Origin of the sequence: Thalassobaculum sp. OXR-137 (genome assembly GCF_034377285.1) — a bacterium.
In the GTDB taxonomy this organism is placed as follows: Bacteria; Pseudomonadota; Alphaproteobacteria; order Thalassobaculales; family Thalassobaculaceae; genus Thalassobaculum.
In genome coordinates this window covers 614198-628928 of the sequence record NZ_CP139715.1, presented here as the reverse complement: position 1 = coordinate 628928, position 14731 = coordinate 614198, and the positions used below count along the sequence as shown (strand labels likewise).

Annotated in this window: 14 protein-coding genes; 6 read left to right on the top strand and 8 right to left on the bottom strand. The window is 68.1% G+C overall.

Annotation, left to right across the window (positions count from 1 at the left end; translation table 11 throughout):
* Positions 1–23: 23 nt before the first annotated feature.
* Positions 24–548 carry a DUF721 domain-containing protein gene (locus tag T8K17_RS03030; RefSeq protein ID WP_322333028.1) on the bottom strand — a complete coding sequence of 175 codons (525 nt, stop codon included), beginning with the start codon at positions 546–548 and terminating at the stop codon, positions 24–26.
* Between the two features lie 86 nt (positions 549–634).
* On the opposite strand from T8K17_RS03030, the gene mutY reads away from it, so the two are divergent.
* Positions 635–1711: an A/G-specific adenine glycosylase gene (gene mutY / locus T8K17_RS03025; RefSeq protein ID WP_322333027.1), complete on the top strand. Its 1077-nt coding sequence runs from the start codon at positions 635–637 to the stop codon at positions 1709–1711.
* On the opposite strand, the gene T8K17_RS03020 is transcribed toward mutY, so the two are convergent.
* The 6 genes from T8K17_RS03020 to T8K17_RS02995 all read right to left on the bottom strand — a co-directional run bounded on the left by T8K17_RS03020 (position 1708) and on the right by T8K17_RS02995 (position 8957).
* Positions 1708–3354 carry an ABC transporter ATP-binding protein gene (locus T8K17_RS03020; RefSeq protein WP_322333026.1) on the bottom strand — a complete coding sequence of 549 codons (1647 nt, stop codon included), beginning with the start codon at positions 3352–3354 and terminating at the stop codon, positions 1708–1710. The genes mutY and T8K17_RS03020 overlap by 4 nt on opposite strands.
* Positions 3351–4433, bottom strand: a complete 1083-nt coding sequence (locus tag T8K17_RS03015; RefSeq protein WP_322334919.1) for an ABC transporter permease — start codon at positions 4431–4433, stop codon at positions 3351–3353. Before T8K17_RS03015 ends, T8K17_RS03020 begins: the two co-directional genes overlap by 4 nt.
* Before the next feature lie 9 nt (positions 4434–4442).
* Positions 4443–5540, bottom strand: a complete 1098-nt coding sequence (locus tag T8K17_RS03010; RefSeq protein WP_322333025.1) for a microcin C ABC transporter permease YejB — start codon at positions 5538–5540, stop codon at positions 4443–4445.
* A gap of 46 nt (positions 5541–5586) precedes the next feature.
* Positions 5587–7437: an extracellular solute-binding protein gene (locus tag T8K17_RS03005; protein WP_322333024.1), complete on the bottom strand. Its 1851-nt coding sequence runs from the start codon at positions 7435–7437 to the stop codon at positions 5587–5589.
* 115 nt (positions 7438–7552) lie between these two features.
* Positions 7553–8332 (bottom strand): inositol monophosphatase family protein, encoded by a 780-nt coding sequence (locus T8K17_RS03000; RefSeq protein ID WP_322333023.1) that lies wholly within the window; start codon positions 8330–8332, stop codon positions 7553–7555.
* A 22-nt stretch (positions 8333–8354) separates the two neighbouring features.
* Complete coding sequence (locus T8K17_RS02995) at positions 8355–8957, bottom strand: cytochrome c family protein (RefSeq protein WP_322333022.1); 603 nt, start codon at positions 8955–8957, stop codon at positions 8355–8357.
* A gap of 280 nt (positions 8958–9237) precedes the next feature.
* On the opposite strand from T8K17_RS02995, the gene T8K17_RS02990 reads away from it, so the two are divergent.
* Both T8K17_RS02990 and T8K17_RS02985 read left to right on the top strand, forming a co-directional pair.
* Positions 9238–9990: a 3-deoxy-manno-octulosonate cytidylyltransferase gene (locus tag T8K17_RS02990; protein ID WP_322333021.1), complete on the top strand. Its 753-nt coding sequence runs from the start codon at positions 9238–9240 to the stop codon at positions 9988–9990.
* Positions 9987–10856: a prephenate dehydratase gene (locus tag T8K17_RS02985; RefSeq protein ID WP_322333020.1), complete on the top strand. Its 870-nt coding sequence runs from the start codon at positions 9987–9989 to the stop codon at positions 10854–10856. The genes T8K17_RS02990 and T8K17_RS02985 overlap by 4 nt, the downstream gene beginning before the upstream one ends.
* Positions 10857–11023: 167 nt before the next feature.
* On the opposite strand, the gene T8K17_RS02980 is transcribed toward T8K17_RS02985, so the two are convergent.
* On the bottom strand, positions 11024–12193 hold the full coding sequence (locus T8K17_RS02980) for a DNA recombination protein RmuC (protein WP_322333019.1): 1170 nt from the start codon (positions 12191–12193) through the stop codon (positions 11024–11026).
* A 131-nt stretch (positions 12194–12324) separates the two neighbouring features.
* Here T8K17_RS02980 and def point away from each other — a divergent pair, with 131 nt between their 5' ends.
* The 3 genes from def to truA are packed head-to-tail and all read left to right on the top strand — an operon-like array spanning position 12325 to position 14584.
* Positions 12325–12852, top strand: a complete 528-nt coding sequence (gene def / locus T8K17_RS02975; RefSeq protein WP_322333018.1) for a peptide deformylase — start codon at positions 12325–12327, stop codon at positions 12850–12852.
* A 60-nt stretch (positions 12853–12912) separates the two neighbouring features.
* Positions 12913–13824 (top strand): methionyl-tRNA formyltransferase, encoded by a 912-nt coding sequence (gene fmt, locus T8K17_RS02970; RefSeq protein WP_322333017.1) that lies wholly within the window; start codon positions 12913–12915, stop codon positions 13822–13824.
* A 4-nt stretch (positions 13825–13828) separates the two neighbouring features.
* The gene (truA, locus tag T8K17_RS02965) at positions 13829–14584 is read left to right on the top strand and encodes a tRNA pseudouridine(38-40) synthase TruA (protein ID WP_322333016.1); all 756 of its coding nucleotides are present in this window, start codon (positions 13829–13831) and stop codon (positions 14582–14584) included.
* Positions 14585–14731: the final 147 nt, after the last annotated feature.

Here is a 14731-nt window from a genome sequence, read left to right as displayed (position 1 = left end):
TGAGGCTATTTTCCGCCCCATACTCAAGTTCCCTCGCCGGGGCCGGCGGCTGCGCGGGCGGTGACCGCCTCGCCCAGGGCCGCCAGACGCTCGCGCAGGGCGCTGTCCTGTACGCCCCCGACCCGGTCCCGGATCGCGGTCTTCTCGCGCTCCGCCAGGGGGCGCAGGCTCGGGCGCCGGGATTTCGGCGGTGTGGGCAGCAGCCCCTGGCGGATCGTCATCCGCGCGACCGCGGCCCAGCCGAAATGGCCGTTCACCCGCTCGATGATCTGTGGCGTCAGGTGCTGAATTTCCAGCGCGCGTCCCGGCAGGGCGACGATTTTCAGGGTCGCCCCGTCGCGCCGGCCGCGCGGAAAGTTCAGCGACTCGGGCGCGCAGGACTGCGCCAGGTCGGCGCCGACGATCTGCGCCCAGTCGCGGGGAATACGGCCTTCGACGAAGCCGCGCTTGCGGAACAGCGGATCGGTCAGGCCGGGCGCCAGGTTGGACAGCGCGCGCATGCCGCCGCGCCGTACCTTCCTTGCTCCCTCGGTCTTCTCGTCCGCCATCGCGGCCCTCCTGTCCGGCTCCGGTTCGATAGGGGCGTCATCCATACATATGGCGCGGTCGCCGTCACACGCTATCTTCACCGACGATGACACACACCGCCGCTCCGATCTCCTCGCCCGATCTCGCCCGCCGCCTGCTCGCCTGGTATGACCGGCATCGCCGTCGCCTGCCCTGGCGGGCGGAACCGGGCGAGCTGGCCGATCCCTACCGGGTCTGGCTGAGCGAGATCATGCTGCAGCAGACCACGGTGGCGACGGTCGGTCCCTACTTCCAACGCTTCACCTCGCGATGGCCGTCGGTGGAATCGCTGGCTTCGGCCGACTTGGACGACGTGCTGACCGAATGGGCCGGGCTCGGCTACTACGCACGGGCGCGCAACCTGCATCGCTGCGCCGGCGTGGTGGCCATGGAACACGGGGGCCGGTTTCCCGACACCGAGGAGGGGCTGAAGACCCTGCCGGGGGTAGGCGACTACACGGCCGCAGCGGTCGCCGCCATCGCCTTCGACCGGCCGGCGACGATCCTGGACGGCAATGTGGAGCGGGTGATCGCCCGCCTGCGTCTCGTCACCGACCCGCTGCCGGGCTCCAAGCCGAAGCTGAAGGCGCTTGCCGCCCGGATCACGCCCATGGAGCGGGCGGGCGACTATGCCCAGGCGATCATGGATCTGGGCGCGACCGTCTGCACCCCGCGCAAGCCGAAATGCCTGACCTGCCCGTGGTCGGATGCCTGCGTGGCCCGGGTGGAGGGCGTCGCGGAGGATCTGCCGGCCAAGACGCCCAAAAAGGCCAAGCCGACCCGCCGCGGCACCTGTTTCTTCGTGACGGACGGGCAGGGCGCGATCCTGCTGCGCCGCCGGGTGGAGAGCGGGCTGCTCGGCGGTATGCAGGAGGTGCCCTCCTCGCCCTGGATCGAGGAAGCCGAAACGGTATCGGCGAGGGACCACGCGCCGGTTGCCGGCGTGGCCTGGCGGGAACTGCCGGGGATGGTGCGCCACACCTTCACCCATTTCCATCTGGAGCTGACCGTGCTGGCCGGCCGGGTCGAGACCGGTCCCGAGGTGGCCGACGCCCGCTGGTGGCCGGTGGAGCGGCTGGGCGAGGCGGCGCTGCCCACGGTGATGGCCAAGGTCGTGCGCCACGCGATGGGGCATCTGAGCTAGGTTCTGACGGCCCCGTCCTCGCGCGCTTCCAGGTCGAAGGCGGCGGCCATCAGGGCCTTGGTGTAGTCGCGCTTGGGGGCGTCCATCACCTGGGCCGTGGGCCCGTGCTCGACCACCATGCCCTCGCGCATCACATAGACCCGGTGCGACATGGCGCGAACCACCTTCAGGTCGTGGCTGATGAACAGATAGGCCAGCCCGTGCTTGCGCTGCAGGTCGCGCAGCAGCTCGACGATCTGCGCCTGCACGCTCATGTCCAGGGCCGAGGTCGGCTCGTCCAGGATCACCAGCTTCGGGCGCAGCACCATGGCGCGGGCGATGGAGATGCGCTGGCGCTGGCCGCCGGAGAACTCGTGCGGATAGCGGTCGCGCAGGGCGGGATCGAGCCCGACCTCGCGCAGCACCTCGTCGATGCGGCGATCCTTGTCCGCCTCGCTCTTCAGGCCGAGTTCGGAGAGGTCGTGGACGCCCATGCCCTCGCCGACGATCTCGGCGATGGAAAGCCGGGGCGACAGGCTGCCATAGGGGTCCTGGAAGACGATCTGCATGTCCCGGCGCAGGGACCGCAGGTCCTCCTTGCCCATGCCCTGGACCTCGCGGCCGAGGAAGGTGACCCGGCCGGTGCAGGAGGTCAGCCGCAGGATCGCCATGGCCAGCGTGGTCTTGCCGGAGCCGGACTCGCCGACGATGCCGACGGTCTCGCCTTCTTTGACGCCCACTGTCACGCCGTCGACCGCCTTCACATGGCCGATTGTGCGCTTCAGGAAGCCGCGCTGGATCGGGAACCAGACCCGCACGTCGGAGGCCTGAAGCACGGTCTTGGCCCGCTCCGCCACCGGTTCAGGCGCGCCCTTGGGCTCGGCGGCCAGCAGCTTCTGGGTATAGGGGTGCTCGGGCGCGGTGAAGACCCGCTCGGTCTCGCCATGCTCGACGATCTCGCCGTCGGTCATCACGCAGACCCGGTCGGACACCTTGCGCACGATGCCCAGGTCGTGGGTGATCAGCAGCACCGCCATGCCCATCTCCCGGCGCAGCCGGTCGAGCAGGGCCAGGATCTGCGCCTGGATGGTGACGTCCAGGGCGGTGGTCGGCTCGTCGGCGATCAGCAGGTCCGGCTCGTTCGCCAGCGCCATGGCGATCATCACCCGCTGGCGCTGGCCGCCGGAAAGCTGATGCGGGTAGGAGGCCAGCCGGCTCTCCGGGTCCTTGATCCCGACCAGGTCCAGCAGCTCCAGGGTTCGCGCCCGGGCGGCGTTGTCGCGCAGACCCTTATGCAGGGCCAGGGTCTCGCCGATCTGCTTCTCGACCGTGTGCAGCGGGTTCAGCGAGGTCATCGGCTCCTGGAAGATCATGGCGATCTCGTCGCCGCGGATCCGCATCAGGGTGCGCTCGTCGGCGCCCATGATCTCCTCGCCCTTCCAGGTGACGCTGGAGGCGGGGCCGTGGCTGGCGAGCGGGTAGGGCAGCAGCCGCAGGGTCGACAGGGCGGTGACCGACTTGCCGGAGCCGGACTCGCCGACCAGCGCCACGGTCTCGCCCTTGTGCACGTCGAACGAGACGCCGCGCACGGCGGGCTCGTTGCGGCCGAAGCTGACCGACAGGTCGCGGACCCGGAGCAGGGGTTTCTCGTGCTGCTCGGTCATTGGGAGAAGGTCTTTCGCGGGTCGAAGGCGTCGCGCACCGCCTCGCCGACGAAGATCAGCAGGCTCAACATGATCGCCAGCGTGAAGAAGGCGGTGAGACCGAGCCAGGGGGCCTGCAGGTTCTGTTTGCCCTGGTTCAGCAGCTCGCCGAGGGAGGGCGAACCGGGCGGCAGGCCGAAGCCCAGGAAGTCGAGCCCGGTCAGGGCGGTGATCGATCCGTTCAGGATGAAGGGCATGAAGGTCAGGGTCGCCACCATGGCGTTGGGCAGGACGTGGCGGCGCATGATCGTCCGGTCGCCGACGCCCAGCGCCCGGGCGGCGCGGACATAGTCGAAATTGCGGGCGCGCAGGAACTCGGCCCGCACCACGCCGACGAGTTGGGTCCACTGGAACAGCAGCAGCAGGAACAGCAGCGTCCAGAAGCCGGGCACGATGATCGAGGACAGGATGATCAGAATGTAGAGGAACGGCATCCCGCCCCAGATCTCGATGAAGCGCTGGAAGCCGAGATCGATCAGCCCGCCATAATACCCCTGGACCGCACCGGCGGCCACGCCGATCACCGAGGCCGCAGCGGTCAGCGCCAGGCCGAACAGGATGGAGATGCGGAACCCGTAGATCACCCGGGCGAGCACGTCGCGCGCCTGGTCGTCGGTACCGAGCCAGTGCCGGGCGTCAGGCGGCGACGGGGCCGGCACGGTCAGCTCCCGGTCGATCGTCTGGAACGAATAGGGGATCAGCGGCCAGACCGTGAAGCCCTTCTCGGCGATCAGCTCCTGGACGAAGGGATCGCGGTAGTCGGCCTCGGTCGGGAAGTCGCCGCCGAAGGTGGTCTCCGGATAGGACCGCACGATGGGCGTGTAGAGGCCGCCGTCGTAGACGATGAGCAGCGGCTTGTCGTTGGCGACCACGTCGGCCAGCAGGCTGAAGACGAACAGGACGAGGAACAGCCAGAGCGACCACCAGCCCCGCCGGTTGGCTTTGAAGTTCTCGTACCGGCGGCGGTTGATCGGCGACACGCGGATGCCGAAGACAGTCGGCCGGCGGTCGGCCGAAGCCTGGTTGGGGATGTCGGACACGCTCACCGCTCAGCCCTCCCGCCGCTCGAAATCGATCCGTGGATCGATGATCGTGTACATCACGTCGCCGAGCAGATTCAGCAGCAGGCCGAGCAGGGTGAAGAAGTAGAGGGTGGCGAAGATGACCGGATAGTCCCGGCTGATCGCCGCCTCGAAGCCGAGCAGGCCGAGCCCGTCCAGCGAGAAGATGATCTCCACGAACAGCGCCCCGGTGAACAGCACGCTGACGAAGGCGCTGGGGAAGCCGGCCACCACGATCAGCATGGCGTTGCGGAACACGTGGCCGTAGAGGACGCTGCGCTCGCTCAGCCCCTTGGCGCGGGCGGTCAGGACGTACTGCTTGTTGATCTCGTCCAGGAACGAGTTCTTGGTCAGCATGGTCAGGCTGGCAAAACCGCCGACCACCATGGCCGTGATGGGCAGCACCATGTGCCAGAGGTAGTCGAGGATCCGCGCGCCCCAGTCGAGCTGCTCCCAGTTGTCGGAGACCAGGCCGCGCAGCGGAAACCACTGCAGGAAGCTGCCTCCGGCGAACAGCACGATCAGCAGCACGGCGAACAGGAACCCCGGGATCGCATAACCGACGATGATGACCCCGCTGGTCCACACGTCGAAGGCCGAGCCGTCGCGCACCGCCTTGCGGATGCCGAGCGGGATCGAGATCAGGTAGACCAGCAGCGTCGTCCAGATGCCGAGCGAGATCGAGACCGGCATCTTCTCCAGCACCAGATCGACCACAGACCCGCTCTTGAAGAAGCTGTCGCCGAAATCGAAGCGCAGGTAGTTGCCCATCATGTCCAGGAAGCGCTCATGCATCGGCTTGTCGAAGCCGAACTGGCGTTCCAGCCGCTTGATCAGTTCCGGATCCAGTCCCCGGGCGCTGCGGGTGGTCGACGAGCCGTCGGAGCGCGGGGCCGACGCCTCGCCCGGCGCGCTGGTATTGCCGCTGATCCGGGCGGTGGCGTCGGTATTCTGACCGCTGATCTGGGCGATCACCTGATCGATCGGTCCCCCGGGTGCCGCCTGCATGATCGCGAAGTTGAGCACCATGATGGCGAACAGCGTCGGGATGATCAGCAGCAGCCGTTTCAGGATGTAGGCGGTCATTCCGGGGCGTCCAATCGGGGATCAGGCGGACACGGGCGGCGGCGGATCAGCGCTTGCCGAGATAGGCGCGGACGGCGGCCGCCTTGTCCGGATCGATCCACCAGGTGCCGGGGAAGCCGAGCCCGTATTTCGGCGCGACGTCCGGATGCTCGAACTTGTTCCAGTAGATCAGGCGGAAGTTGTCGCTGTGGAATTGCGGAATGACGTAGTGGTTCCACAGCAGCGCCCGGTCCAGCGCCCGGGTCGCCACCTCCAGGTCCTCGCGGCTGTCCGCGGCGACCACGTGGCGGATCAGGGCGTCGATCGCCGGATTCTTGATGCCCATGATGTTTCTCGAGCCCGGCTGATCGGCGACGACGGATCCCCAGAACTCCCACTGCTCGTTGCCGGGCGACGTGGACTGGCCGAAGGCGCCGGTGGTCATGTCGAAGTCGAAATCCCGGATCCGGTTCTGATACTGGATCGGATCGACCAGCCGCGGCGTCGCCTTCACCCCGATCTTGCCCAGGCTGTCGATGAACGGCAGCACCAGCCGCTCGGTCGAGGCCTGGCTCATCAGGATCTCGAATTCCAGCCGCATGCCGTCCTTGGTCATCACCCCGTCCTGGAGCGACCAGCCGGCATCCTGCAGCAGCTTGAGCGCCGTGCGCAGGTTCCTGCGGTCGCTGCCGGACCCGTCGCTGACCGGCGCCTTGTACGGCGTGGTGAAGACCTCCGGCGGAAGCTGGTCGCGCAGCGGCTCCAGCAGGGCGAGCTCCGCCCCCTCCGGCAGGCCGCTGGATTCCAGACCCGTGTTGGTGAAGTAGCTGTTGGTCCGGGCATAGGACCCGTACATCAGCGTCTGGTTGGTCCATTCGAAATCGAACGCGTAGCCCAGGGCCTCGCGCACCGTGCGGTCCTGGAAGATCGGCTTGCGCAGGTTGTAGACGAAGCCCTGCAGGCCGCCGGAGGCGTTGTTCGGGATCTCCTCCTTCACCACCATGCCGGCGTCGAGGGCGGGGAAGTTGTAGGCCGTGGCCCACCGCTTGGCCGAGTTCTCGGCCCGGAAGTCGAAGGCGCCGGATTTGAAGGCCTCCGTCGCCACCTCGCGGTCGCGGAACACCTCATAGGCGATCCGGTCCATGTTGTTCTGACCCTTGTTGACCGGGATGTCGGCCCCCCAATAGGTCTCGTCGCGCTTGTAGGCGATGCGTCGGCCGAACTCGAAGCTCTCGATCGTGTAGGGCCCCGAGCCGACCGGCGGCTCGGTCAGCGGCTCGGAGAAGTCGCGGCCGTCCCAGAAATGCTTCGGCAGCACCGGCATCTGGCCGAGGATCAGCGGCAGTTCCTTGTTCTTGTTGTTCTTGAAGATGAACAGGGCGCGACGTTCGCCGGTCGCCCGCACCTCCTGCACATCGCTCCAGTACGACGCGTAGATCGGCGAGCCCTTCTCCACCAGGGTGTTGAAGCTCCAGACCACATCCTCGGCCGTTACCGGCTTGCCGTCCTGGAACCGCGCCTTCGGGTTCAGGTTGAAGGCGATCCAGGACCGGTCCTCAGGCACCTCGATGGTCTCGGCGAGGCGGCCGTATTTGGTGAACGGCTCGTCCTCGCTCGGCTCCAACAGGGCTTCGAAGATCATGTTCGATCCGAGATAGCTCAGGCCGCCGGCCGGGGTGCCGCGCAGGATATACGGGTTGAAATTGTCGAAGCCGCCGGAATCCTCCAGCGTCAGGGTTCCGCCCTTCGGCGCGTCCGGGTTCACGTAGTCAAAATGATCGAAATCAGGCCCGTATTTGGCCTCCCCGTGCATCGCGATCGCGTGGGTCGGCTCGGCCGTGTAGTCCTGGGCGGCGGCCGAAGCGAGGGCGGACGTCGTAGCGACGGCCAGGATGGCGGCGAAACGGGCTATCGTCATCGATCTGGCTCTCCCGACAGGCAGTGCATCGCCCATCATAAACAACAGGCTCTGGGCGGAAACATGGCAGTTCGACGGATAATGTCGAGCGCCCGCGAGTCGATTGTCGGGCCGGTCAGGAGGAGAGGATGGCGACGGCGGCGGCGTGCAGGGCCGGATTGCGCGCCGCGACGATGCGCGACGTGGAGCCGAGGCTGACCGGCGCGCCGGTCCAGTCCGTCAGCTTGCCGCCCGCGCCGGTCACCACGGCGGCGGGAGCCAGATAGTCGTAATCGCTGAGGCTGGACTCGACCACCAGATCGATGGTGCCCAGGGCCAGCAGGCCGAAATTGTGGCAGTCGCCGCTGAACAGGGTCAGGCCGCAGGCGTCCTTCAACGCGGCGAAGCGGGGCGCTTCCATGGCGTTGAACATGTCCGGCGAGGTGGCGGTCAGGATCGCCTTGTCGAGCGGCTTGGAGACCGGCTCCATCATCGGCTTGCCGTTGAGGAGGGTCGCCACTTCCGGTCCGCCGACCCAGCGTTCGTCCAGGATCGGGCAGTCGATCACGCCGAGAACCGGCTCGCCCCGCCGCAGCAGGCCGATCAGGGTGCCGAAGGTCGGGCGTCCGGTGATGAAGGCCTTGGTGCCGTCGATCGGGTCGAGGGACCAGACGTATTCGGCGTCCAGATTCTTCGGGCCGAATTCCTCGCCGGCGATGCCGTGATCGGGGAAGCGGGCCTCGATCATCGCGCGCAGGGCCTTCTCGACGCTGCGGTCGGCGACGGTCACGGGGCTGTCGTCGGCCTTGATGTCGACGACAACGCCGGTGCGGAAATAGTCCCGGATGATCGGCCGGGCGGCGTCGGCCAGCTCGGCGGCGAAATCCGCCGCCGCCTCGAGGGTGAACCCGGTCATGGCGGAGAGCCGGGGCGGCCGGTCAGCCGCCGGTCGCCGTCTTGAACTCTTCCTCGGCCTTCTGGATCTCCTCGTCCGACGGCAGCGGCGCCGGAGAGTCGGCCATGGTGCGCAGATAGGCGATCAGGTCGGCGCGCTCGGACGCCTTCTTCAGGCCCGCGAAGTTCATCTTCGTGCCGGGCATGTAGTCCTTCGGCTTGTTCAGGAACTTGTTCAGCGACGTGTATGTCCAGGTCGCCGGGTCGGAGAAGTTCGCCATGGCGTCGGAATAGGCGAAGTCGTCGCGATGCGCCTTCGGCCCCATCACCACGCCGTAGAGGTTCGGACCGACCTTGTTCGCGCCGCCATTGTCGAAGGTGTGGCAGGCCGCGCACTTCTTGGTCAGGGCCTCGCCGGCGGCGACATCGGCGCTGGCCAGCAGGCCCAGGACCGGCTCGACCGGCTCCGGACCGGCCGCAGCGGCCGTCTGCGACGAGGCGCCCTCGGCGACCTCGATCTTGAACGCGTTCTCTTCCAGGTGGTTCGGATGGACCAGCGCGTCCGCGATCTTTCCGGTCGCCATCGCCAGCAGTCCCGCGCACAGGATGCCTGCGATGATCTTGTTGCCTTCGAGCGACGTCGCCATGGTGTTCAGCCCTCTTCGTATCCCACCCGGGCCCGCGCATTGACGCGCCGAGGCCCCGCGAAAATCCATGCGCGCAACCATACTGACAGCGTCCGACTCTGTCGACCATGAGGCCGACCGGACGGCTGCTGCCACGTCACGCGGAACACGACTTACCTTATCCCCGCGCGCTTGCGCAACTCCGCGCGATCGGCGTATCACCGCAGCCTCGCGTGGCATATCGCCGCAAACGCGTGTCCGGGCCTTTCCCGGGCGTGCAAAACAGGAGCCTTTGGCCGGCATGAACCCGATTCTCATGATCCCCGCCCGCTTGGCCTCGTCCCGCCTGCCGAACAAGCCGCTGGCCGATATTCACGGCGTCCCGATGATCGTGCAGGTGCTGCGCCGGGCACTGGAAGCCGATGCCGGCCCCGTCGTCGTCGCCGCCGGCGACCAGGCGATCGCCGACGCCGTCGAGGCCGCCGGCGGACGCGCGGTGATGACCGATGCGGCGCTGCCCTCGGGGACCGACCGGATCCACCAGGCGCTGGGCAGGATCGATCCGGACGGCAAACATGACGTGATCGTCAACATCCAGGGCGACCTGCCCGTGCTGGAGACCAAGACGGTGCGCGCCACCATCGAGGCGCTTAACCGTATGCCCGATGCCGACTGGAGCACGGCCGCCTGCGCCATCACCGAGCCGGAGGACCTCGATCCCGCCAGCGGCGTGAACAAGGTCGCCACCGCCTGGGAGCCGAACGGGCTGTTCGGCCGCGCCCTGTACTTCTCCAAGCACCCGATCCCCTGGGGCGAGGGCGAAGTGTTCCACCATATCGGCCTGTACAGCTACCGCCGCGCCGCGCTCGACCGGTTCGTGACCCTGCCGCCGTCGCCGCTGGAGATCCGCGAGCGCCTCGAGCAGCTCCGCGCGCTGGAGGCCGGCATGCGCATCGAAGTGGCCCGGGTGGAGACCATTCCGCTCGGCGTCGACACCCAGCGCCAGCTCGAGCAGGCCCGCGCCCTGCTGGCCCCTTCCGGAGAGACCGCATGACCGACCAGCCGAAAGTCGCCTATCAGGGGCAGCCGGGCGCCTATTCCCATCTGGCCTGCGTGGCGGCCGCGCCCGATCACGAGCCGATGCCCTGCTACAGCTTCGAGGACATGCTGTCGGCGGTGCAGGACGGCACGGCGGAGCTGGCCATGGTGCCGGTGGAGAACTCGGTGGCCGGCCGCGTGGCCGACATCCACCACCTGCTGCCGGAATCGGGCCTTTTCATCATCGGTGAGCACTTCCAGCGCGTGAACCACATGCTGCTCGGCCTCAAGGGCGCGACCCTGGAGGGGCTGAAGGAGGTCCACGCTCATCCCCAGGGACTGGCCCAGTGCCGCAAGCTGATCCAGAAATACGGCCTGAAGCGGATGCAGCACGCCGACAATGCCGGGGCGGCCAAGGACGTGGCCGAGTGGAACGACCCTTCCATTGCCGCCATTGCCTCGTCGCTTGCCGCCGAGGTCTACGGGCTGGAGATCCTGGCCGACTCGGTGGAGGATTTCGCCCACAACACCACCCGCTTCCTGGTGATGTCCAAGGCGCCGAAGCTGCCGCCGGTGTCCGCCGACAAGGTGGTCACGACCATCGTCTTCCGGGTCCGCAGCGTGCCGGCCGCCCTGTACAAGGCGCTGGGCGGCTTCGCCACCAACGGCATCAACCTGACCAAGCTGGAGAGCTATCTGGTCGGCGGCTCGTTCGAGGCGGCGCAATTCTATGTCGACGCCGAGGGCCATCCCGAGGAGCGCCACATGGCGCTGGCGCTGGAGGAGTTGAAGTTCTTCTGCCCGCCGGATGCCGTCCGGATCCTCGGCACCTACCCGATGAGCCCCTTCCGCGCCAGCGCAGCCCGGCCCGAGGGGGATTGAGGGGCTCTTTCCTACCCCCCCATTCGTCATCCCGACCTTAGTTTGGGGATGACGGGGAAATGGCCGGCCCTTCGACACGCCCTCCGGGCTGCTCAGGGCGAGGTCGGGGTTTCTGTTCAAACTTTTGACCTCGCCCTGAGCAGCCCCGTCAGGGGCGTGTCGAAGGGTCAATCCTCCACCGCCGCCAGCCTCGGCGGCGTGGGGGCGGCATCGGTGATCGCGCTCGGCTGTTCCAGTTCGATCTCCTGGATCCGTTCGCTCCGCTTCGTCACCTTGTCGGTGGAGATGCGGATCTGGCGGATGTCGTCGGTCGCCTGATTGAAATGCCGGTCGAGCTTGCTCACCCGGTCGTCCAGCCGGGTCACGTCGTCCAGCAGCTTGCCGACCTCGGCCTGGATCACATGCGCCTGTTCGCGCATGGAGGCGTCCTTCAGCACCGCGCGGACCGTGTTCAGTGTCGCCATCAAGGTGGTCGGCGACACGATCCAGACCCGACGGCGGAAGGCGTCCTGCACCACGGCGGGCAGGTTGGCGTGCAGCTCCGCATAGACCGCTTCCGAGGGCAGGAACATCAGCGCGGATTCCGCCGTCTCGCCCGGCACGATGTATTTCTCGGCGATGGCCCGCACATGCACGCCGATCTCCTGGGCAAGGCGGCGGCGGGCGACGATGCGCTCCTCGTCCGTCGTCGCCGCCTGGAGCACGTGATAGGCCTCCAGCGGGAACTTGGCGTCGATGGCGATGGCGCCCGGCGGGTTCGGCAGGGTCAGCAGACAGTCGACCCGGCGGTTACCGCCCACCGTCGCCTGGAAGCTGTAGGCGCTCGGCGGCAGGGCCTGGGTGACCAGATCGTTGAGCTGGATCTCGCCGAAGGCGCCGCGCGCCTGCTTGTTCGACAGGATCGCCTGCAGCCCGTCGACCTGGGTGGACAGTTCGGTGATGTTCTTCTGCGCCCGGTCGATGACGGCGAGCCGCTCCTTCAGGTCGCCCATGGTCGTCTCGGTGGACTTCGACGACTTCTCCAGCCCCTCGCCGATCCGCTTGGTGACGTCGGCGAGGCGCTCTTCCAGCTTCTTGGCGATCTCGCGTTCCTGGACCTGCAGGGCTTCCGCCATGCGCGCCTGGGCCGCCGACTGGCTCTCGGCGATCTGGGTGAGGCGGCCGGACAGCTGCTCCTGGCTCGCCGAGAGCCGCTCGGTCAGTTCGGCCTGGCGCCGGTCGCGCTCGGCCAGCACCTCCGCCAGCCCGGAGCCGGCGTTCGAGCGCAGATACAGCAGGATCGCCACCACGAGAACGATGGCGATCAGGGCGATGAGGAGAATGTCGGTTCCTGTCATGTTCTCACGCTAACACGGGTACGACCCCCGGCGAGCGCCTTGTCGGCAAGCCATCGGATTCTTGACGATTTCGCGCAGTTCCCCTAACTCCACCGCATTCCGACACTGGCGAATCGACCGGACATACCGACATGGCGAAGCGGCCGATCATCTGGGCACCCGATCCCGTTCTGAAAACCAAGTGCACGCCGGTGCCCGCGGTGGACGACGAGATCCGCACGCTCATGGACGACATGCTGGACACCATGTACGCGGCTCCCGGCATCGGACTGGCCGCACCCCAGATCGGCGTGACCAAGCGGGTGATCGTCGTCGACGTGTCCGAGAAGGACGAGCCGCGCGCGCCGATCTGCCTCGCCAATCCGGAGATCGTGTGGAAGTCCGACGAGACCGCCCCGCATGAGGAGGGCTGCCTGTCGCTGCCCGACCTCTATGCCGATGTGGAGCGTCCGGTCGCGGTCAAGGTGCGCTATCTCGACCGCGACGGGGCCGGCCAGGAGCTGGAGGCCGACGGCCTTCTGGCGATCTGCCTGCAGCACGAGATCGACCATATCGACGGCGTCCTCTTCGTCGATCATCTCTCCGCGTTGAAGCGGAACATGTTCCTGAAGAAGATGGTCAAGGCGAAGAAGGCCCGCGCGCGCGAAGACGCGGCCTGAGCCGGCCATGGCGCGCTTGTCATGACAGCCACGGACACCGCTCCCCTCCGGATAGCCTTCATGGGCAGCCCCGATTTCGCGGTTCCCAGCCTGCGCGCCCTGGTGGACGCCGGCCACGAGGTGGTCTGCGTCTATGCCCAGCCGCCGCGCCCGGCCGGCCGCGGGCAGAAGGAGCGGCTGACCCCGGTGGACGAGGCCGCCATCGAGCTCGGCATCCCGGTGCGCACGCCGCGCAGCCTGCGCGGCCCGCAGGAGCAGGCGGAGTTCGCGGCGCTCGATCTCGACCTCGCCGTGGTCGCCGCCTACGGGCTGATCCTGCCCAAGGAGATCCTGGACGCGCCCCGGCTCGGCTGCATCAACGTCCACGCCTCCCTGCTGCCGCGCTGGCGCGGCGCCGCCCCGATCCAGCGCGCGATCCTGGCCGGCGATGCCGAGACCGGCGTCACCATCATGCAGATGGATGTGGGCCTGGACACCGGCGACATGCTGCTCAGCCGGTCGGTGCCGATCACGGCGCAGACGACGGGGCAGAGCCTGCACGACGACCTCAGCCTGCTCGGCGCCGATCTGATCGTGCCGGCGGTCGCCGCCCTGGCCCAGGGCGCGCTCACCGGCACGCCGCAGCCGGAGGAGGGCGTGACCTACGCCAAGAAGCTGGAGCGCGACGAGGGCCGGCTGGACTTCCACCGGCCGGCGGTGGAGCTGGAGCGGCTGGTCCGCGCCTTCGATCCCTGGCCCGGCGCCTTCTTCGAGCACGGGGGCACCCGCATCAAGGTGCTGTCGGCCGAGGCCTTCGATATCGGGCCGGTCTCCAACCTGCCCGGAACGGTGCTGGACCCGGAGCTGACGATCTCCTGCGCCGACGGGGCGTTCCGGCCGACCCGGGTGCAGCGGCCGGGCAAGGGGCCGATGGAGGTCGAGGCGTTCCTGCGCGGCTTCCAGATCCCCCCCGGCACCGTCCTGGCCGGGTGACGCGGTGCCGCGCTTCAAGCTGACGATCGAATATGACGGCCGGCCCTATATCGGCTGGCAGCGCCAGGCCGACGGGCCCACCGTGCAGGAATGCCTGGAGGACGCGGTCTTCGGCTTCTCCCAGGAGCGGGTGGAAGTCGCCGGTGCGGGGCGCACCGACAAGGGCGTGCACGCCACCGGCCAGGTCGCCCATATCGAACTGGCCAGCCACAAGTTCGACGCCCGCACGGTGATGAAGGCGATCAACGCCCTGATCCGGCCCGAGCCCATCGCCGTGGTGGCGGCCGAGGCGGCGGCCGACGATTTCCATGCCCGCTTCTCGGCCAACGAGCGGCGCTATCGCTACGAGATCCTGAACCGCCGCGCACCGGCGGCCATCGACCAGGGCAAGGTCTGGCACGTTGCGGTGCCGCTGGATGTGGAGGCCATGCACGCGGCGGCCCAGCGGCTGGTCGGCCATCACGATTTCACCAGCTTCCGCGCCACCCAGTGCCAGTCCGCCTCGGCGGAGAAGACGCTCGACCAGCTCGACATCTACCGCGCGGGCCCCGAGCGGATCGTCGCCATCGCCCGCTCGCGCTCCTTCCTGCACCACCAGGTGCGCAACATGGTCGGCACGCTGAAGCTGGTCGGCGAGGGCAAGTGGACGGCGGACCGGGTGTCGGACGCCCTGGCCGCCCGCGACCGCGCCGCCGCCGGCCCCACCGCGCCGGCGGACGGGCTGTATCTGACGGGAGTGGGGTATCCGGACGACGCCTGAGCCTTGTCCTTCAAGCTCGTCATCCCGGGAGACCCCGGACCTGATCCGGGGGCTGCCCGGGACCGAGGGGGCGGCTGAGGCATGGTTCTGATTTGCATCAGGACGACGGACGATTTTTTGAATCGGCCCTCTGTCGTCTACCCACCC